At 36.1% G+C, this 19,240-nt stretch carries 21 protein-coding genes; 20 read left to right on the top strand and 1 reads right to left on the bottom strand.

The genetic code is table 11. The annotated features are described in order from the left end of the window. The first annotated feature begins 142 nt into the window (after nt 1–142). The 13 genes from B6K90_RS24345 to B6K90_RS09670 all read left to right on the top strand — a co-directional run bounded on the left by B6K90_RS24345 (nt 143) and on the right by B6K90_RS09670 (nt 11,015). Nucleotides 143–2,347, top strand: a complete 2,205-nt coding sequence (locus tag B6K90_RS24345) for a S8 family serine peptidase (RefSeq protein ID WP_088012532.1) — start codon at nt 143–145, stop codon at nt 2,345–2,347. A gap of 261 nt (nt 2,348–2,608) precedes the next feature. Beyond that, nucleotides 2,609–2,833 carry an AtpZ/AtpI family protein gene (locus tag B6K90_RS09720; protein ID WP_025568596.1) on the top strand — a complete coding sequence of 75 codons (225 nt, stop codon included), beginning with the start codon at nt 2,609–2,611 and terminating at the stop codon, nt 2,831–2,833. Between the two features lie 43 nt (nt 2,834–2,876). Next, nucleotides 2,877–3,218 (top strand): ATP synthase subunit I, encoded by a 342-nt coding sequence (locus B6K90_RS09715; RefSeq protein WP_167555334.1) that lies wholly within the window; start codon nt 2,877–2,879, stop codon nt 3,216–3,218. Between the two features lie 64 nt (nt 3,219–3,282). Next, entirely contained in the window at nt 3,283–3,954 is a 672-nt protein-coding gene (atpB, locus tag B6K90_RS09710) for a F0F1 ATP synthase subunit A (protein WP_407920508.1), read from the top strand. Between the two features lie 80 nt (nt 3,955–4,034). Further along, entirely contained in the window at nt 4,035–4,250 is a 216-nt protein-coding gene (gene atpE / locus B6K90_RS09705; RefSeq protein WP_025568599.1) for a F0F1 ATP synthase subunit C, read from the top strand. A gap of 205 nt (nt 4,251–4,455) precedes the next feature. After that, the gene (gene atpF / locus B6K90_RS09700) at nt 4,456–4,959 is read left to right on the top strand and encodes a F0F1 ATP synthase subunit B (RefSeq protein ID WP_088012699.1); all 504 of its coding nucleotides are present in this window, start codon (nt 4,456–4,458) and stop codon (nt 4,957–4,959) included. Beyond that, the gene (locus tag B6K90_RS09695) at nt 4,956–5,495 is read left to right on the top strand and encodes a F0F1 ATP synthase subunit delta (RefSeq protein ID WP_088012529.1); all 540 of its coding nucleotides are present in this window, start codon (nt 4,956–4,958) and stop codon (nt 5,493–5,495) included. The genes atpF and B6K90_RS09695 overlap by 4 nt, the downstream gene beginning before the upstream one ends. Before the next feature lie 22 nt (nt 5,496–5,517). After that, complete coding sequence (atpA, locus tag B6K90_RS09690) at nt 5,518–7,026, top strand: F0F1 ATP synthase subunit alpha (protein ID WP_025568602.1); 1,509 nt, start codon at nt 5,518–5,520, stop codon at nt 7,024–7,026. Nucleotides 7,027–7,111: 85 nt separating this feature from the next. Further along, the gene (locus B6K90_RS09685; RefSeq protein ID WP_088012528.1) at nt 7,112–7,966 is read left to right on the top strand and encodes a F0F1 ATP synthase subunit gamma; all 855 of its coding nucleotides are present in this window, start codon (nt 7,112–7,114) and stop codon (nt 7,964–7,966) included. Nucleotides 7,967–8,029: 63 nt separating this feature from the next. After that, nucleotides 8,030–9,442: a F0F1 ATP synthase subunit beta gene (gene atpD, locus B6K90_RS09680; RefSeq protein ID WP_088012527.1), complete on the top strand. Its 1,413-nt coding sequence runs from the start codon at nt 8,030–8,032 to the stop codon at nt 9,440–9,442. An 82-nt stretch (nt 9,443–9,524) separates the two neighbouring features. Beyond that, nucleotides 9,525–9,926 carry a F0F1 ATP synthase subunit epsilon gene (locus B6K90_RS09675; protein WP_088012526.1) on the top strand — a complete coding sequence of 134 codons (402 nt, stop codon included), beginning with the start codon at nt 9,525–9,527 and terminating at the stop codon, nt 9,924–9,926. A 463-nt stretch (nt 9,927–10,389) separates the two neighbouring features. After that, a complete protein-coding gene (locus B6K90_RS23690; RefSeq protein ID WP_167555333.1) occupies nt 10,390–10,536 on the top strand; it encodes a hypothetical protein in 147 nt (48 codons plus the stop codon). Between the two features lie 8 nt (nt 10,537–10,544). Then, a complete protein-coding gene (locus B6K90_RS09670; RefSeq protein ID WP_088012525.1) occupies nt 10,545–11,015 on the top strand; it encodes a nuclease-related domain-containing protein in 471 nt (156 codons plus the stop codon). A gap of 356 nt (nt 11,016–11,371) precedes the next feature. Here the strand turns inward: B6K90_RS09670 and B6K90_RS09665 are convergent, their stop codons facing one another. Beyond that, nucleotides 11,372–11,992, bottom strand: a complete 621-nt coding sequence (locus B6K90_RS09665) for a TetR/AcrR family transcriptional regulator (RefSeq protein ID WP_088012524.1) — start codon at nt 11,990–11,992, stop codon at nt 11,372–11,374. 226 nt (nt 11,993–12,218) lie between these two features. On the opposite strand from B6K90_RS09665, the gene B6K90_RS09660 reads away from it, so the two are divergent. The 7 genes from B6K90_RS09660 to nuoH all read left to right on the top strand — a co-directional run bounded on the left by B6K90_RS09660 (nt 12,219) and on the right by nuoH (nt 19,214). After that, nucleotides 12,219–12,863 (top strand): HlyD family secretion protein, encoded by a 645-nt coding sequence (locus tag B6K90_RS09660; RefSeq protein WP_407920507.1) that lies wholly within the window; start codon nt 12,219–12,221, stop codon nt 12,861–12,863. 12 nt (nt 12,864–12,875) lie between these two features. Further along, nucleotides 12,876–14,648, top strand: a complete 1,773-nt coding sequence (locus tag B6K90_RS09655; protein ID WP_088012522.1) for a DHA2 family efflux MFS transporter permease subunit — start codon at nt 12,876–12,878, stop codon at nt 14,646–14,648. Between the two features lie 388 nt (nt 14,649–15,036). Beyond that, entirely contained in the window at nt 15,037–15,405 is a 369-nt protein-coding gene (locus B6K90_RS09650; RefSeq protein ID WP_088012521.1) for an NADH-quinone oxidoreductase subunit A, read from the top strand. Then, a complete protein-coding gene (locus B6K90_RS09645; RefSeq protein WP_056469321.1) occupies nt 15,396–15,914 on the top strand; it encodes a NuoB/complex I 20 kDa subunit family protein in 519 nt (172 codons plus the stop codon). Before B6K90_RS09650 ends, B6K90_RS09645 begins: the two co-directional genes overlap by 10 nt. Then, nucleotides 15,911–17,104: an NADH-quinone oxidoreductase subunit C gene (locus B6K90_RS09640; protein ID WP_088012520.1), complete on the top strand. Its 1,194-nt coding sequence runs from the start codon at nt 15,911–15,913 to the stop codon at nt 17,102–17,104. The genes B6K90_RS09645 and B6K90_RS09640 overlap by 4 nt, the downstream gene beginning before the upstream one ends. An 8-nt stretch (nt 17,105–17,112) precedes the next feature. Further along, on the top strand, nt 17,113–18,213 hold the full coding sequence (locus B6K90_RS09635) for an NADH-quinone oxidoreductase subunit D (protein WP_088012519.1): 1,101 nt from the start codon (nt 17,113–17,115) through the stop codon (nt 18,211–18,213). Beyond that, the gene (nuoH, locus tag B6K90_RS09630; RefSeq protein ID WP_088012518.1) at nt 18,213–19,214 is read left to right on the top strand and encodes an NADH-quinone oxidoreductase subunit NuoH; all 1,002 of its coding nucleotides are present in this window, start codon (nt 18,213–18,215) and stop codon (nt 19,212–19,214) included. The genes B6K90_RS09635 and nuoH overlap by 1 nt, the downstream gene beginning before the upstream one ends. Nucleotides 19,215–19,240 lie beyond the last annotated feature (26 nt).

The raw sequence follows: 19,240 nt of genomic DNA, 5'->3' as shown, positions 1-19,240 counted from the left end.
GCTTAATGCTTCACCTAGAGTTAGTCTTTTTTTTATTTTGCAATTTTTGTAGGTACTAGAGAAAATTTCCTTTTTATACATGAATGAACGATTAGTGAGAAAGCTAAAAGAAAATATCTATATAAAGGAGAACCTGCATTGAATGAAAAAATATTTTCTTAAAATAATTATTTGTTTAGTTTTTTTACTACTTCCATTTAAAGATGTTTACGTAAATGCACATGAACAACAAAAACAAGTAGCACTAATTTCGATTAAAGATGGAATGATTACACAGGCCATAAAATATATTGGTGAACGTTTCCCAAATATAACTGTAAGACAACAATATACGGAGACGTATTATGGTTTTTCGGTATCGGGTTCTCTTGAAGAGTTATCGCAGTTAGCTAAAATGCCATTAGTAAATGATATTCATTTTGTTACAACTTATAGAGCCCATTTAGAAGACAGTATCCCTTTTATCGGTGCGGACGAAGCCCAATTATACAAGGATCAAAGGGGAAGAAAGATTACTGGTGAAGGCGTTAAGGTAGGAGTAATCGATACTGGTGTAGATTACAGGCATCCCGATTTGAGATCAAATTATGGTGGCGGTTACGATACGATTGATTTAGATAAAGACCCAATGGAAACTAAGCTTGAAGAAAAAAGTACATTTCATGGTACACATGTAGCTGGTGTAATAGCGGCTAATGGAAAAAGAAAAGGAGTTGCTCCTAAGGCAAAAATCTATGCATACCGTGCTCTTGGCCCTGGTGGCGTTGGTACATCTGAAACTGTTATGGCTGCAATTGAGCGAGCGGTGAAGGATAAAGTAGATATTATTAATTTATCGCTAGGTAATGATGTGAACGGACCAGACTGGCCCACAAGTATTGCATTAGATAAGGCAGTTGAGAAGGGGGTACTTGCAATTACGGCTGCAGGAAACTCTGGTCCAGGATTATGGACTGTTGGTTCTCCCGCAACGGCATCAAAGGCTTTAACGGTTGGTGCGAGCTACCCACCTGTTCTTTTCCCTTCTATACACGTGAAAAATAAAGAAACAATTATTAGTCCAATGATCGGATCAGCTAAATGGAGTAAAGGATTAAATGGACGATTCGTATTTAAGAAATATGGAGAAAAAGGTGATTTAAAAAGAGTGAAAGACAAAATTGTCTTGCTTGAAAGGGGAAAAATAACATTTACTGATAAAGTAAAAAATGCTCAAGATGCTGGTGCGAAGGCAGTTATAGTATTTAATAATATTAATGGAAATTTCATCGGACAAATTAAAGGGAAATTTACTGTTCCAGCAGCGACTATTTCAAGAAAAGAAGGCTTAATGATTAAGAAGATCATTGAAAAAGATAAGGTAGAGGCTAAAACCGGAAATGAAAAGAAGGTTGATGTTCTTGCGGATTTCAGCTCAAGAGGACCGGTGACAGGCACTTGGCAAATGAAACCGGATTTATTAGCTCCAGGTGTACAAATAAAAAGTACAATACCAGGTGGGTATTTAGCACTTCAAGGAACGAGTATGGCAAGTCCACACGTTGCAGGGGCAGCAGCTCTAGTAAAACAATTACACCCAGATTGGAGTATGGATGATTTAAAAAGTGTGCTAGTCAATACAGCAACACCATTATATAAGAATAATAAAAAGATGTATCATGCATACGAACAGGGGGCTGGAAGATTAGATATTGAAAAAGCACTAGAGACTGAGATAACATTATTCCCAATGTCTTTATCTTTAGGAGTAACTAGAAAAACAGATTTAGAACTAAAGAAAGATTTTGTAGTAAGAATTTCTAATAAATCAAATATGCCAAAACAAGTTACAGCTATAAATAATCAGCCAACCACTGGAATACAATGGGTATTACCAAAGCCTTTTACAATTCCAGCACATACTAGCAAAAAGATTAGTCTTACTGCAACAGTAGATACGAAAGTATTAAAAGATGGATTTTATGATGGGGCAATTACGTTCAGTACAAATGATGAGGAAAATTTAAGAATGCCGTTTTTATTACTACAAGGAGAACCGAACTTTCCGTCAGTAATGGGATTTCACTTTGGAAGAGTAAAAGGTAAGAATCGCTATAAATATGAACTCTATTTACCAAGTAAGGTTGAGGAATACAAAATTGCAGTTTTTGAATCCGAAACATTCCGTTTGTTAGGTGTAATTGATGAACAGAAGAATAGTAAAAGAGGAATTATCAAGAAGGAACTAGTTTTAAAGGACTTTCCTAAAAATGGGATTTACAAGTTTGTAATCTTCTATAAACGTAAACAATATGAAAGTGCAACGGAATCTTACGTTAATGTCGCTAAAATTTATGTAGAAGACTAAAAATTGGTAAGTAATTTTTAATAGTTTTTTAATTTAGGTAATTGACACATTTTTGTAACATATTGTATGCTTAACATGAATGTTTAAAAGGGTTTTCAATGTATGTAAATACTATGTTATTAAAATTTTTTGAACGTTATGTGAACAATTTGTGAACGTTTTCAATGTTTAGAGATTTTAGCAAATATTTGTTGTAGAATTAACCATGATAAGACTTTTGGCAATTTTTTGAGAATGATAATTGACATGGAGGGATTTTGTATGAAAAACAATAATCAACATCCTCTTAAAGCAATGGCACTCATGTCTTCCATTCTAGCTCAGCTTGTCGGTTCGATTCTCATAGGCATCTTTTTAGGAAGATGGATTGATTCATTTTTTAATTGGCCAGTACCAGTATTTATGATCATCTTTTTACTCTTAGGATTATTTACTGGAATCTACGGCACGCTTAAATTAGTTAAGCAATTTACACCAGGGGACTAGTTACATGCAAAAAGATAATTTTAGACGATTCACACGAGATATGTTGTATATCATTGCTTTAGCTGTTTTGGGTTGGGCATTTACCGACTATAAAACAATATTCACAGGCTATATTCTCGGGACAGTAACTAGCTTTTATTGTATATGGATTCTACACAGAAAGATAAATACCTTCTTTGACCGAGTTTTAAAGCAACAAAAAGTTCGATCTTTAGGTACTGTAATTTGTCTTTCAGCGGTGGCTCTAGCTATGGTCATCGCGCTTCGGTATGAAAATTTTGTGAACATACCGGCACTAACTGCGGGACTAATGACAGGACATCTTGTCATTATGATACATTTTGCATTACAACAAACGTCTTTTGCAAGGAAGAGAGGTGAATAAATTGGAACACGGCACTTATGGTTTTAAATTTATTGGTTTAGATTTTACGTTAACAAATGTTCTAATGACAACCATTGCTGCAGTAATCGTTTTTATCATCGCAGTTACATGCGCAAGAAGTCTACAAATACGCCCAACAGGAAAGCAAAACTTTTTAGAGTGGGTTATAGATTTCGTTAAAGGCATTATCAACAGTACAATGGATTGGGAAACTGGTGGTCGCTTCCTTACATTAGGTGTGACATTACTTATGTACATATTTGTTTCAAATATGTTAGGTCTACCATTCGATATCTCATTCGATGGAAACTCAGTTTGGAAATCACCTACATCAGACCCAGTCATTACTTTATCATTAGCAATCTTTATAGTTGGTTTATCACATTATTATGGTATTAAGATGCGAGGTTTTGGAGCGTATGGTAAAACATTCTTCCAACCAATGCCATTCTTATTCCCATTAAAAATTATTGAGGAATTAGCAAACACATTAACGCTAGGTCTTCGACTTTACGGTAATATTTACGCGGGTGAAATCTTACTAGGTTTACTTGCAACAATGGGTACACATGCTTATGCAGCAAGCGCAGGAGAAGGTGTTCTTTGGACAATTGCAGCTGCAATTCCAATGATCGTTTGGCAGGGATTCTCTGTATTCGTTGGTTCAATCCAAGCTTTTATCTTCGTAATGTTAACAATGGTTTACTTGTCACATAAAGTGGCGGACGAGCATTAATCTGCTCATTAAATTTGGTAGTTTGATAAAAATTATAAAAAAAAATATATTTCTTATGATTAAGAAGGAGGAAATTTAAAATGGCTTTAATCGCAGCGGCAATCGCAATAGGTTTAGGTGCACTAGGTGCAGGTATTGGTAACGGTTTAATTGTATCACGTACAGTAGAAGGTGTTGCTCGTCAACCAGAATTACGTTCAACTCTTCAAACTTTAATGTTCATCGGGGTTGCATTAGTTGAGGCACTTCCAATCATCGCGGTAGTTATCGCATTCATGGCATTCGGTAAAGCTTAAGATTTATACAAGCAGTTAAAAAAATGGCGAAGTTTGTGTTCACATTTACTTCGCCATTCCTTTATGACACTTTAGTTATGAAGTTTAAATTTTGAAAGTAAAGCATAGGTCGGTTAGTGTCCTAGGCTATGGTATAAAAAGAAAAATTATTAAATGATACCCTCGAAGGGAGTGAAGGCTTGTGTTAAACGGATCATTATTCGTAATAGGTGAAGCACACGGACATGGTATACCTTGGGGCGATGTAGCGTTTCAATTAGTAATCTTCTTAATCCTACTTGCTTTATTACGTAAGTATGCATTAGGACCAGTTATGGGAATTATGAAACAACGTGAAGATCACATCGCAAATCAATTAGATTCAGCTGAGAAAAACAACGCTGATGCAATGAAACTAGTTGAAGAGCAAAAGCAAGAGTTAGTTGCTGCTCGTACAGAAGCTCGTGAGCTTCTTGAGAAAGCTAGAAAGCAAGCTGATGTACAACGTGAAGAAATCGTTGCAGCAGCAAAAGCAGAAGCTGAAAACTTGAAAGAAAGCGCTAAACGTGAAATTACTCGTGAAAAAGAGCTTGCAGTACAATCAGTTCAACAACAAGTGGCTTCATTATCTGTATTAATCGCTTCTAAAGTACTTGAAAAAGAAGTGAAGTCTGAAGACCAATCTGCTATTTTTGATCAATATCTTAAAGAAGTAGGCGAAGCTAAATGAGTAACGAATTAGTTGCAAAACGCTACGCAAACGCTCTTTTTGAATTAGCAACAGAACAAAATTTAGTAGAAACTGTTGAACATGACCTACAAGTAGTGAAAAAGGAATACGTAGGAAACTTAGAATTAAATAAGTTTTTAAAACATCCTGGAATCACAAAAGAAAGCAAGAAGTCTGTCTTAAATGACACGTTTGCTTCAATTTCTGAAACGGTATTAAATCTAGTTTGCTTACTAGTTGATCGTGGGCGAATAAGCACTATATCTAACTTAGTAACTGAATATGTAAAAATTGCGAATGAAACTCGTAATATTGCAGATGCAACAGTTTACTCTGTAACGGCAATGTCTTCTGAAGAACTAGATAAAATTGGAGCGTTATTCGCTTCTAAATTAGGTAAAAGCTCAATACGTTTGAAAAACGAAATTGATCCATCTTTAATCGGTGGTTACAAAGTTCGTGTTGGAAACCGTATTTTTGACGGAAGTATAAAAAATAAACTTGTTCGAATTGAACGTGAATTAATCGCAAAATAGTTTGTAGATAGGGGTGAAATGCATGAGCATCAAAGCTGAAGAAATCAGTGCGCTGATTAAAAAGCAAATCGAAAATTACCAAACTGAAATAGAAGTTAGTGATGTTGGTACAGTTATCCAAGTTGGTGACGGTATCGCTCGTGCTCATGGTCTTGACCAATGTATGTCTGGAGAGCTAGTTGAGTTCTCTAACGGCGTTATGGGACTAGCACAAAACTTAGAAGAAAACAACGTAGGTATTATCATCTTAGGGCCTTACACAGGCATTAAAGAAGGCGACGAAGTTCGTCGTACTGGACGCATCATGCAAGTTCCAGTTGGTGAAGCATTAGTAGGACGTGTAGTAAACTCATTAGGTCTACCAGTTGATGGTTTAGGCCCAATCGAAACAACGAAATCTCGTCCTATCGAAAACGCTGCTCCAGGCGTAATGGCACGTAAATCAGTACATGAGCCATTACAAACAGGTATTAAAGCGATTGACGCTCTTGTACCAATCGGACGTGGACAACGTGAGTTAATCATCGGTGACCGTCAAACTGGTAAAACAGCTGTTGCTATCGATACAATCCTTAACCAAGCTGACCAAAACATGATCTGTATCTATGTTGCAATTGGTCAAAAAGAATCAACAGTTCGTGGCCTTGTTGAAACTTTACGTAAGCATGGCGCTTTAGATTACACAATCGTTGTAACAGCACCTGCTTCATCTCCAGCTCCAATGTTATACTTAGCTCCTTTCGCTGGTGTAACAATGGGTGAAGAGTTTATGTACAATGGTAAACACGTATTAGTAGTATACGATGATTTATCAAAACAAGCGGTAGCTTATCGTGAGCTTTCATTACTATTAAAACGTCCTCCAGGTCGTGAAGCATATCCAGGGGATGTATTCTACTTACACTCTCGCTTATTAGAGCGTGCAGCTAAGTTAAATGATGAGTTAGGTGGCGGTTCGTTAACTGCATTACCATTCATCGAAACACAAGCTGGTGATATTTCAGCTTATATTCCAACAAACGTAATCTCGATTACTGACGGACAAATCTTCTTACAGTCTGACTTATTCTTCTCTGGCGTACGTCCAGCGATTAATGCAGGTCTTTCTGTATCACGTGTTGGTGGTTCAGCGCAAACTAAGGCGATGAAATCAGTAGCAGGTACGCTACGTCTAGACTTAGCGTCATTCCGTGAGCTTGAAGCATTTGCTGCGTTCGGTTCTGACTTAGATAAAGCAACTCAAGCGAAACTTAACCGTGGTGCTCGTACAGTTGAAATCCTTAAACAAGGTTTACACAAACCATTAAAAGTAGAAAAACAAGTAACATCTTTATATGCATTAACACGTGGTCACTTAGACAGCGTAGCAGTTGAAGACATTACTCGTTTTGAAGAAGAAATGTTAGCTTGGATGGATGTTAACGCAAAAGGTCTTTTAGATGCTATTCGTGATACTGGTAAATTACCAAACGAAGCTGACCTTGACGCTGCAATCACAAGCTTTAAAAAGAACTTTATTGCTTCTAAATAAGAAGGCGATTTAAATATCTGGATTTGAAGGATCGGGCTCTAGCTCGTCCTTCATTTAACTGTTTACCAAAAGGTGGTGAAAACCTGTGGCATCATTACGCGATATAAAAACAAAAATTAATTCAACAAAAAAGACAAGCCAAATCACAAAAGCGATGGAGATGGTTTCTGCTGCGAAATTAAACCGTGCTGAGCAAAACTCTAAGCAATTCGTTCCTTACATGGACAAAATGCAAGAGGTAGTTGGTAGCGTGGCAAAAGGTGTAAACAGTAGACATCCGATGCTAGTAACCCGTCCAGTTAAAAAGACTGGTTATATTGTCATCACTTCTGACCGTGGTTTAGCTGGTGCATTTAATAGTAACGTATTACGTGCTGTAACAAATACAATTAAAGAACGTCATAAATCAAATGATGAATTTGCAATTATTGTACTAGGTCGAGTTGGACGTGACTACTTTAAGCGTTTAGGTTATCCAATCGTTGAAGAGGTTCTTGGAATTCCAGATCAACCTTCATTCGATGATATTCAAAAGTTTGCTAATCGTACAGTTCAAATGTACACAGACGGCATTTTTGATGAGCTTTACTTATCATATAACCATTTCGTAAGTAAAATTTCTCAAGAGGTTACTGAGAAAAAGCTATTACCTTTAACAGATATTGACACAGGTAAGGCAACAACTAATTACGAATTTGAACCTTCTGATGATGAAATCTTAGAAGTTTTACTGCCTCAATATGCAGAAAGCTTAATCTTTGGTGCATTATTAGATTCTAAAGCTAGTGAGCACGCTTCACGTATGACAGCGATGAAAAGTGCAACTGATAACGCGAAAGAAGTTATTAGTAAGCTTACTCTTCACTATAACCGTGCGCGTCAAGCAGCAATTACACAAGAAATTACTGAAATCGTCGGCGGAGCAGCAGCACTTGGCTAATCTGCTTACAACGGCTATATAAATTGATCGGCTTTTAATGAAACAATGCTAGGAGGAAAAGCGATGAGCAATGGTATTATTACTCAGGTATTAGGACCGGTTGTAGACGTAAAGTTCGAAAACGGCCAATTACCACAAATATATAATGCGTTACGTGTTCGTAAAGAAGCGGGAAGCGCTAATGAAGTAAACATTGATTTGACATTAGAAGTTGCTCTTCACTTAGGTGACGATACTGTTCGTACAGTTGCAATGGCTTCAACTGATGGATTAGTACGTGGAATGGAAGTAGTTAACACAGGTAAACCAATTTCGGTTCCAGTTGGTGACGCTACATTAGGACGCGTATTCAATGTATTAGGTGACAACATTGACTTAGACGAAGAACTTGGAGAAGACGTACGTCGTGACCCAATTCACCGTCAAGCACCTAAATTTGAAGAATTAACTACAAAAGTAGAAATCCTTGAAACTGGTATCAAAGTAGTAGACTTATTAGCTCCTTATATCAAAGGTGGAAAAATCGGTCTATTCGGTGGTGCAGGTGTAGGTAAAACTGTATTAATTCAAGAATTAATTAACAACATCGCACAAGAGCACGGCGGTATCTCAGTATTCGCAGGTGTAGGTGAGCGTACTCGTGAAGGTAACGACTTATACCACGAAATGAGCGATTCTGGCGTTATTAAGAAAACAGCGATGGTATTCGGTCAAATGAACGAGCCACCTGGTGCACGTCAACGTGTTGCCCTAACTGGTTTAACAATGGCTGAATATTTCCGTGATGAGCAAGGACAAGACGTGTTATTCTTCATCGATAACATCTTCCGTTTCACTCAAGCAGGTTCAGAGGTTTCTGCCCTATTAGGTCGTATGCCATCTGCGGTAGGTTACCAACCAACTCTTGCTACTGAAATGGGTCAATTACAAGAGCGTATCACTTCAACAAACAAAGGTTCTGTAACTTCGATTCAAGCGATTTACGTTCCTGCCGATGACTATACGGATCCAGCACCAGCTACAGCGTTCGCTCACTTAGATGCAACAACAAACTTAGAGCGTCGTTTATCTGAGATGGGTATTTACCCAGCGGTAGATCCATTAGCATCTACATCTCGTGCATTAAACCCAGAAATCGTTGGTGAAGAGCACTATGAAGTTGCTCGTCAAGTACAATCAACTTTACAACGTTATAGAGAACTTCAAGATATCATCGCAATATTAGGTATGGATGAGTTATCAGAAGAAGATAAATTAGTCGTAGCTCGTGCTCGTCGTATTCAATTCTTCTTATCTCAAAACTTCCACGTTGCGGAGCAATTCACAGGACAAAAAGGTTCTTACGTACCAGTTAAAGAAACTGTTAGTGGATTCAAAGAGATCTTAGAAGGTAAATATGATACTCTTCCTGAAGATGCATTCCGTTTAGTTGGACGCATTGAAGAAGTAGTAGAAAAAGCAAAAACATTAGTATAATAATTGTCTAATCGAAGGCTTGTTCATCATTCTATTTGGATGAACTTGATTAGCTCACGAAGCTAGACAGGAGGAGTTCACTATGAAGACAATGAAAGTCAGTATCGTCACTCCTAATGGACCGGCTTATGAAGGCGAAACAGAATTCGTTAGCACGAAAGCAACTAGCGGTGAGCTAGGTATTTTACCAGGACACATTTCAACTGTGGCGCCGTTAGCAACAGCACCTGTTAAAATTAAATCACCAGCTGGAACAGATTACGTTGCAGTTAGTGGAGGATTCATTGAAATTCGACCTGAAGCCGTTACAATATTGGCTCAATCTGCTGAAGCATCAACTGAAATCGACGTTGAGCGTGCAGTAGAAGCAAAAAAACGTGCAGAACAACGTCTACAAGACAGACGCCCTGACACAGATATCAAACGTGCAGAACTTGCTTTACACAAAGCAATGAACCGTTTAAACGTAGCACAATATAAGTAATTAAAAAGAGCCCTTGTTGGGCTCTTTTTTTGTGTTTTGCAAATTGATGTGGATTGACAATAATCCGTTGAAGAGTGCAAATAAACATGGGCTAATCGCAAGTTAAATCTCGATTCGTAAATAAAAATCAAAAATCGCAATTAAAAAAGTCAAATCGCAAATAAAAATTGAAAATGGCAAATAAAAATAGTGAATCGCAAATAAAATCTGAGAATCACAAATAAAAAGCTCAAATCGCAATTAAAACTAGGAAATCACAATTAAAATCATACAAGTCGCAAATACAAACCGTTATTTTTTAAAATTAAGCAAAAATATTACTTAAAACATCATATTTTTTTAGATTTAGATTCACATATTAAAGAATTATCTAAGTTCAGATTAAATTACTTTTAAACAGCTTAAAAACTTTAGAAAAGTCAACATTTCACTTAACTTTTCTAAAATCTTGATTGGAGGTTAAATGATTTTAAAAGAAAGATCTATTCCGCTTACTATAAAGAAGTTAGAAGCTTTATTGAAGAGAATCCCTGTAGATTATAATCAAAGAGTTAAAATAGAAGAGGATTCGCAAAGTTTAAGGCTGGATATTAAGGTGAAAAGTCTTTAGATTATCATTTGAGCTTTTTCAATAAGGAAAGGTATATTATTATTCATGATTTAAGACTAGTAGACAATGAAAAGCGTTTTTTCCAGATCGATACTATTATCCTTTCGCCAAGCCTTTTATTAATTATAGAAGAGAAGAATTTTGTTGGAACACTTTATTTTGATCAAAGCTTTAATCAGCTTATTCGTAAAACTGAAGGGAAAGAAGAAGCCTTTATAAATCCAATAATTCAAATTGATCGGCAAAAGCTTAAACTTCGCAATTTGTTAGTGCAATATAAGTATTCGAATTACCCAATAGTTCCACTTGTTGTATTAAGTAATTCAAAATCTATTATAAAAGCTTCTACCAATATCCAAGAGATTTCTAGTAGGGTTATTCATTCAGATTCGCTTTATAAGAAAATAGAAGAACTCGAAAAAAAATATTCTAAAAATTTATATGCATATAAGGAAAATCGTAAGTTAGCAAAGCTTTGAATAAAGCAAAATCAACTATTAGATCAAAATATACTCGAAAAATACAATATTGCAAAAAACGAATTATTTACTGGAGTAATATGTCAAAATTGCAATTTATATTCGATGGTCAGAACCAAGGGCTCTTGGTATTGTTCGCATTGTTGTTGTGTTTCAAAAGATGCTCATTTACAATCGTTATATGATTTTTATTTATTAATTGGAAATACCATGCAAAATAGCCAACTTCGCGAATTCCTACATATATCTTCAATTTATTCAGCTTCAGTACACCTTCGCAAACTTAACCTGCCATCATCAGGACCAAAAAAAGACAAAACACACTATTTAGACGAATTGTCACAGCAATCTTCTTGTTAGTTTAACTCCAATCCCGCTGTTGTTAAAATTCCATTTCTTGAGATTTTTAAAAGGTACTCTGCCATTTGTTTTTTTGTGTATGGCATATCATTTTCAACCCAAAATGAGATTACGCTTAGAGTGGCTCCAGAAATATAACTTATAAGCAGGTCACCTGGAACAAGATATTTATTCTTTTTCGGTTGTATGAATAGAATGCCCTTTTCGAACGTGGTTGATAGCACCTCATAAAGTCTTCTTCTAAATATATTTGGCCCTTGTCTTCTAAGTAGGACTTTGTAGAAGTAACTGTTTTTTTCAATATGTTCGAATAGATGGAAGTAGGATTGAAAGGCAATTTCATCAAGTGTGTTCGAGTTTCCGTCATATATTCTAAAGTCTGCATTCTTCATGGCGCTGTCCAAATCCACTAGTTTTTCTCTAACGATTTGGCGGATCATTTGGTATTTGTCTTCATAGTGGCTATAAAAAGTTGCTCGGTTAACATTTGCTTTTTTAGTTATATCTTGAACACTAATCGATTCGAATTCATTATCAGCTAATAGAGTAATTAATGCATCTTGTAAAAGTTGTCTAGTTCGAATGACACGAGGGTCAAGATTATTCTTTATGCTCATTTTAAAACTCCTTTATTAAATAACTTTAAGAAATTAAACAATTGATAATAGTAGTGTTGCTTAAGCAACAAAATTTTAATTATTAACGGTTGAGTACGTTTATAAATCAATTATAATTAAAAACTATGAGAAGTAAACCGACAATGTGTTGCTTTACTTTTGTAACCTATATAGAGAAACGATTAAAATATTAGGAGGAATTTTATTTATGGGGAACATGAAGAAAATGGTGTTTGTTAACATAATTACTTTAATCATATTAGTTGCTGGTGGATTTGCAGGTTATTACTATTATGATCAATCAACAAATTATATAAAAACTGATAATGCCAAAATAGATGGGCAACAAATTGTAATTTCATCTCCTGCTGCTGGTAAGCTTGAGTCATGGTCAGGTACATTTGGAAAAACATTTTCACCAAATCAATCAATCGGTAAAGTTTTAACTGCGCCTCAAGGAGCTGGAGATACTGCACATGAAGTATCAGTTTCAGTGCCAACAAATGCTACGATTGTTCAAGCAAATGCAATTAAAGATCAATTAGTTGGAACAGGTTCAACACTTGGTTATGCATATAATTTAGATAATCTTTGGGTTACCGCAAATATTAAAGAAACTGAAGTAGAAGATGTGAAAAAAGGTCAAGAGGTTGATGTGTATGTTGATGCATATCCAGATACTACTTTAACAGGTACTGTAGAATTTGTTGGCTTAACAACTGCAAATACATTTAGTTTATTACCTTCTGGAAACTCTAATGCAAACTATACGAAAGTAGAGCAGGTTGTACCTGTAAGAATTGCTTTAGATCATAATAAGTCATTTGAAATTGTTCCAGGAATGAATGCTTCTGTTCGTATCCATAAGTAAGGAGGAATTTCTATGTCTACAGGAATGATCATAGCATATGGAGGGTTTTGCTTAATTGTTTTCTTTATTATTAATCGAATTGCATTAAGAAATAAAGAAAATGACATAAAAATAGATAAAATAGAAGAAATGGTCCAATCCGAAGAACCAAATAAAATAGAAAAAATTGAAGAAGTTCAAAAGAAACCAATTCCATCTGAGTCGAGTGAAAAACAAAGCTTTAGTATGGGAAAAGTTTTGACAGTACTATTACTTGGTATGTTCGTGTCTATATTAAATCAGACATTAATAAATGTTGCTTTACCGAAGTTAATGGCAGATTTTAATGTAACTACTTCGACTGCACAATGGTTATCTACTGGTTTCATGTTAGTGAATGGTATTTTAATTCCGGTCAGTGCTTATTTAGTTGATACATTTACGTATCGAAAATTATTTATCTTTTCGATGATTGCCTTTACAATTGGTTCAATTATTTGTGCTTTATCAGGTAACTTCCCAGTTATGATGGCAGGTCGCGTAGTTCAGGCAGTCGGGGCCGGTATTTTAATGCCTCTTGGTATGAATATCTTTATGACGATCTTCCCGCCTGAAAAGCGTGGGGCGGCAATGGGATTAATGGGGATTGCAATGATACTGGCACCAGCTATTGGCCCAACAATAACTGGGTATGTAGTACAAGATTATTCATGGCATTTCTTATTTTATGGAATGGCTGTGTTTGGTGTCATTTCGATTATTTTGGCTAATTCATGGTTTCATATTTCACGTAAACGTTCATTCCCGACTTTGGATATTTGGGGAGTACTAAGTTCGTCTCTTGGATTTGGTAGTTTATTATATGGATTTAGTGAAGCAGGTAATAAAGGTTGGGGTAGTACGGAAGTTGTTCTTTCTTTATTAATTGCTTGTATAAGCTTAAGTTTATTTGTATGGAGAGAATTAACAGCAAAACAACCTTTAATAAATTTAAAAGTATTTAAATCTTTTTCGTTTTCTTATACATTATTAATTAACTTAATCGTTACAACAGCATTATATGGGGGGATGATTTTACTACCTCTATATTTACAAAACATCCGTGGATTTACACCTATTAAAGCAGGATTATTATTACTTCCTGGTTCATTAATCATGGGTGCTCTTGGTCCACTTACAGGTAAGTTATTTGATAAATATGGTATCCGTCCGTTAGCCATTTTTGGTTTACTCATTATGACATTTACAACTTATGAGTTCACTAAATTATCAATTGATACACCGTATTTAAAAATTATGCTTTTCTATACATTACGTTCATTTGGTATGTCTTTTATTATGATGCCAATTATGACTGCTGGTTTAAATAAATTACCAGTTAAAATGATTTCGCATGGTACTGCAACCCAAAATACATTGCGACAAGTTGCTGGTTCGGTAGGTACAGCAATTCTTGTTACAATCATGACGACTCAAACGACAAATCACATGGCTGACTTCTCGAATGAAGTCACTTCAACGAATCCATTCATCATGGATTGGGTTCATCAAACTGGCGCACAGCTAGCTGCCGTAGCTGGATTAACACCAACACAAGGTGGATCTTTAGCGGTTACAACGCTATATAGCCAGGCGTCTAAATTAGCATCTATTAATGGAATCAATGATGCATTTATCTTTGCAACTGCATTGTCTGGTATTGCATTGGTACTTTCATTCTTTATGGGAAGTACAAAGAGCAGAAAGTTTGCACAACCTAAATCTAAAAATCAAAATAAGCAGTCTTCAGAAACGATTGCATCTTAAGAAAAAAGACCAGTTCATGTTTTGAACTGGTTTTTTTGTTCGACAATTATCACTATTTTTCAATTTGTGGGAATTGTGAATAACTTTCTGTGGATTTGTGGATAACTCTTATACTGATATATAATTTTAGTTACTGGTAATAACAATTAAAATATTAGAAATTTATTAGAACGACGTACATATAAGACAAATTTAGGTTAATGGAATTTATTTTCCAGCTATATTATTCAATTTTATGATTATTGGCAATAAATATCGACACGTTTTTGTCACATTTGTTATAATGGATACGATTACAAAACTGAATAGTAAAAATTAATGAAAAATACATTATATTTATAATAAGTATATAATGTAGAGCTCTTTAGTTAGAGGAGGGACAAGTTTCGTGAATGCTTATTTAAATAATTATGTGATCGTAGTTGTGTTTCTAGTTATAGGAATTGCACTTCCAGTTGTCGCACTCTCGGTAATAGGAAAAATTTTAAGACCGAATGTACCAACTGAAGCAAAAGCAACGACCTATGAAAGTGGTATTGAACCATTTCATGATGCGAAGGTTCGTTTCCACGCTGGTTATTACATTTTTGCACTATTATTCGTTATTTTTGATGTTGAAACTGTTTTCTTATATCCGTGGGCGGTTGCATATGATCAATTAGGGCTTTTTGCTTTTGTAGAGATGATTATTTTTATTTTTATGCTACTACTTGGACTTATTTATGCTTGGAAGAAGAAGGTGTTGAAATGGTTATGAAGTTAGATGGAATTTCTGTTGCCGAAATGGAAGAACTCCAAAAGAATATTTTCTTCACGACTTTGGAAGAAGTGAAGGCATGGGCAAGAAGTAACTCGTTATGGCCACTAACATTCGGGTTAGCTTGTTGTGCAATTGAAATGATGGGTGTAGGTTCATCACATTATGACTTAGACCGTTTTGGATCATTTTTCCGTACTTCTCCTCGTCAATCTGACTGTATGATTGTTTCAGGAACTGTTACGAAAAAGATGGCGCCAATTGTTAAACGCTTATACGATCAAATGCCTGAACCAAAATGGGTAATTGCGATGGGCTCATGCGCAACTGCTGGTGGACCATATGTTAACTCGTATGCAGTCGTTAAAGGAGTGGACCAGATTGTTCCTGTGGACGTGTATATCCCTGGATGTCCTCCGAATCCAGCTGCACTAATATATGGTATAAACAAATTGAAAGAGAAGATTCGTTACGAAGCTAAAACTGGAAAGCAGGTGACGAATAAGTGAGTGAAGATAAGTCAAAAGAACAGTTAAAGAAGGAAGCAGCCGAGCGGGCAAAAGAAGCAGCTCGACTTAAAATGGAACAGTTGAAGGCTGAAAAGGAAGCTGCAAATAGCTCTGAAGTTAAACAAGGAGAAGTTCCTGTTGTTGAGGAACCAACTGTTGAAAATGAAATTAAACAAGAAGAACCAGCTTCAGAAGATGAAAAAGCGAAAGCACTTGCACTAGCGAAAGCAAAAGCAGTAGCGGCAGCAAAAGCAAAAGCAGCGGCAATCGCGAAACAAAAAGCTGCAGAAGCGGGCGAACAGGCACAAGTAGAAGAGAACGAGTCTGCTTCTGAAGATGATAAGGCAGAGGCATTAGCAGCGGCGAAGGCAAAAGCGGTAGCAGCAGCAAAAGCAAAGGCAGCGGCATTAGCAAAACAAAAAGCAGCAGAAGGTGGAGAAGACCCAGCAGATGGTGCAGATGATGAAAAAGCGAAAGCAATTGCAGCAGCAAAGGCAAAAGCAGTAGCAGCAGCAAAAGCAAAGGCAGCGGCATTGGCAAAACAAAAAGCAGCGGGTGGAGAAGATACTGCAGCTGCTGGCTCCGACGATGAAGCGGCGAAAGCGAAAGCGAAGGCAATTGCAATTGCGAAGGCAAAAGCGGCAGCAGCGGCAAAAGCGAAAGGCAAAACAGATGGTGGTAAAGAAGCTCCAGTTGAAGAAGTAAAAGTTTCTCACAATCAACCATTATTAGATGAAGTAAAAGCATTAATTGAAAAAGAGTTTGGAGCGGAAGTTATTGAGGAAGCAATTATTAATATGCTGTCTAAACATGATCCAACTTTTACAATTAAAAGGGATGCTTATTTTAAAGTAGCACAGTTCTTAAAGAATAATGAACAGTTACAATTTACTTATTTATCTGGATTACATGGAACTGATTTTGTGGATTACATGGAAGTTTACTCTTACATATATTCTTATAAACGTAAACATGGAATCGCTTTAAAAGTAAGAGCAGACCGTGAACAACCGATTGTTGATAGTATTACTCCAATTTGGGAAGGTGCAAACTGGCCAGAGCGTGAGACTTACGACTTACTTGGTATTCAGTTTAATGGACATCCAAAATTGGAACGTATCTTACTGCCAGATAATTGGGTCGGCTATCCGCTAAGAAAAGATTACGTTCAATTTGACGAGGGGGTGTAGGATAAGCCATGATTCGTACGGAAGAAATGCTATTAAATGTCGGACCTCAGCATCCAAGTACACACGGTGTATTTCGTCTTGTGTTAAAGATTGATGGAGAGATCATTAAAGAGGCGACACCTGTCATCGGTTATCTACACCGTGGTACAGAGAAAATCGCTGAAAATCTTCAATATACACAGATTATTCCATATACAGACCGTATGGATTATCTATCAGCAATGACAAATAACTATGTTATCTGCCATGCTGTTGAAACAATGATGGATATTAAAGTTCCAGATCGCGCGGAGTATTTACGCGTTATTTCAATGGAATTAGGACGTGTTGCTAGTCACTTAGTTTGGTGGGGTACAAACCTTCTAGATATTGGAGCAGTGAGTCCATTCCTTTATGCTTTCCGTGAGCGTGAAATGATTATCAATCTATTAAACGAACTTTGTGGAGCGAGATTGACTTTTAACTACATGCGTGTAGGTGGGGTTAAGTGGGATGCTCCTGAAGGATGGATTGAAAAAGTAAAAGAGTTTATTCCATATATGAGAGAGCAATTAAAAGGATATCATGATTTAGTTTCTGGTAATGAAATCTTTATTAATCGGGTAAAAGGTATTGGTGCATATTCACAAGAAGATGCAATTAATTTCTCATTAAGTGGTGCAAATCTTCGTTGTACTGGTGTTAAATATGATCTACGAAAAGATGCTCCATATTCGATTTACGATCGCTTTGATTTCGATGTACCAGTAGGAACTGTTGGCGATGCATGGGATCGTTATATGTGCAGAATGCTAGAAATTGAAGAGTCATTAAAGATTTTAGAACAGGCTGTTGAACAATTCCCTGCTGAAGGCGATATTTTAGCAAAAGTTCCTAAAATCATCAAAGCTCCTAAAGGTGAAGGATACGTTAGAATCGAGTCACCGCGTGGAGAAATCGGTTGCTATATTGCAAGTGATGGAAAAAAAGAACCGTATCGTTTGAAGTTTAGACGACCATCTTTTTATAACCTACAAATTCTTCCAAAGTTATTACAAGGTGAAAACATCGCAAACTTAATTACTATTTTAGGTGGTATTGATATTGTACTTGGGGAGGTAGACGGATAATGATAGAAAATCTTCTACAAAGTACACCGTCTTGGATAAATTTTCTCATCTATTTAGGCTTAGGCGTTATTTTCCTATTTGTAGTTTTAGGCTTCGTTACGTTTGGAATCCTATCAGAACGTAAAGTAATGGGTTTCATGCAAGGGCGTATTGGACCAAACCAAGTTGGTGGACGGTATGGTTTACTTCAAACTGTTGCTGACGTATTAAAGCTACTTTTAAAAGAAGATACAATTCCAAAAGCAGCAGATAAGCCACTATTTATACTTGCACCAATCATTGCTTTTGCACCGGCGTTTATGGTACTAGCAACTCTACCATTCACAGAGAACTTACAGTTTGCAGATATAGGTGTTGGATTACTTTACTATATTGCTGTTTCAGGATTAACAACTGTTGGTGTCGTTACAGCGGGTTGGGCTTCAAATAACAAGTACTCACTTATTGGTGGTATGCGTGCAGCAGCACAGATGATTTCATATGAAATTCCGTTAGTAATGAGTGTATTAGGTGTTATTTTATTAACTGGAAGCTTAAATTTAAATGATATTGTTAATGCACAAGAAAATGTATGGTTCATTGTAACTCAGCCAATTGCTTTTATCGTTTTCCTAATTGCAGCTGTAGCTGAATTAAATCGTACACCATTTGACTTACCAGAAGCTGAGTCAGAACTAGTAGCAGGTTATCATACAGAGTTTTCAGGATTCCGTTGGGCATTCTTTATGCTTTCAGAGTATGTTTACTTTTTTGCAATGTGTTCTTTAATTACGATTGTATTTTTAGGCGGTTGGAATCCAATTGCGGGTCTAGATATTATTCCTGGAGCAGTTTGGTTCTCTTTAAAGTTTAGTGTAATTTTATATTTATTAATTTGGTTCCGTGTAACGTTTCCACGTTTACGTGCTGACCAATTAATGGAGTTCGGTTGGAAAGTACTGTTACCAGTTTCATTAGCTAATATTTTAATAACAGCATTAGTAAAAAGCTTGTTCTTCTAAACAATATAGACCAATCTAAAGGGGTG

This window comes from Gottfriedia acidiceleris (assembly GCF_002128425.1).
Taxonomy (GTDB): Bacteria; Bacillota; Bacilli; order Bacillales; family Bacillaceae_G; genus Gottfriedia; species Gottfriedia acidiceleris.
The sequence above is the reverse complement of the archived record's forward strand: the minus strand, read 5'-3'. Positions and strand labels throughout refer to the sequence as shown.

Coding starts and splice junctions, on each gene's coding strand:
- B6K90_RS09675 (WP_088012526.1), top strand. CDS start 9,525: ATGAAGACAATGAAAGTCAGTATCGTCACTCCTAATGGACCGGCTTAT.
- B6K90_RS09720 (WP_025568596.1), top strand. CDS start 2,609: ATGAAAAACAATAATCAACATCCTCTTAAAGCAATGGCACTCATGTCT.
- atpE (WP_025568599.1), top strand. CDS start 4,035: ATGGCTTTAATCGCAGCGGCAATCGCAATAGGTTTAGGTGCACTAGGT.
- B6K90_RS09645 (WP_056469321.1), top strand. CDS start 15,396: ATGGTTATGAAGTTAGATGGAATTTCTGTTGCCGAAATGGAAGAACTC.
- B6K90_RS09635 (WP_088012519.1), top strand. CDS start 17,113: ATGATTCGTACGGAAGAAATGCTATTAAATGTCGGACCTCAGCATCCA.
- B6K90_RS23690 (WP_167555333.1), top strand. CDS start 10,390: ATGATTTTAAAAGAAAGATCTATTCCGCTTACTATAAAGAAGTTAGAA.
- atpD (WP_088012527.1), top strand. CDS start 8,030: ATGAGCAATGGTATTATTACTCAGGTATTAGGACCGGTTGTAGACGTA.
- B6K90_RS09655 (WP_088012522.1), top strand. CDS start 12,876: ATGTCTACAGGAATGATCATAGCATATGGAGGGTTTTGCTTAATTGTT.
- atpB (WP_407920508.1), top strand. CDS start 3,283: ATGACAACCATTGCTGCAGTAATCGTTTTTATCATCGCAGTTACATGC.
- nuoH (WP_088012518.1), top strand. CDS start 18,213: ATGATAGAAAATCTTCTACAAAGTACACCGTCTTGGATAAATTTTCTC.
- B6K90_RS09695 (WP_088012529.1), top strand. CDS start 4,956: ATGAGTAACGAATTAGTTGCAAAACGCTACGCAAACGCTCTTTTTGAA.
- B6K90_RS09660 (WP_407920507.1), top strand. CDS start 12,219: ATGGTGTTTGTTAACATAATTACTTTAATCATATTAGTTGCTGGTGGA.
- atpA (WP_025568602.1), top strand. CDS start 5,518: ATGAGCATCAAAGCTGAAGAAATCAGTGCGCTGATTAAAAAGCAAATC.
- B6K90_RS24345 (WP_088012532.1), top strand. CDS start 143: ATGAAAAAATATTTTCTTAAAATAATTATTTGTTTAGTTTTTTTACTA.
- B6K90_RS09665 (WP_088012524.1), bottom strand. CDS start 11,992: ATGAGCATAAAGAATAATCTTGACCCTCGTGTCATTCGAACTAGACAA.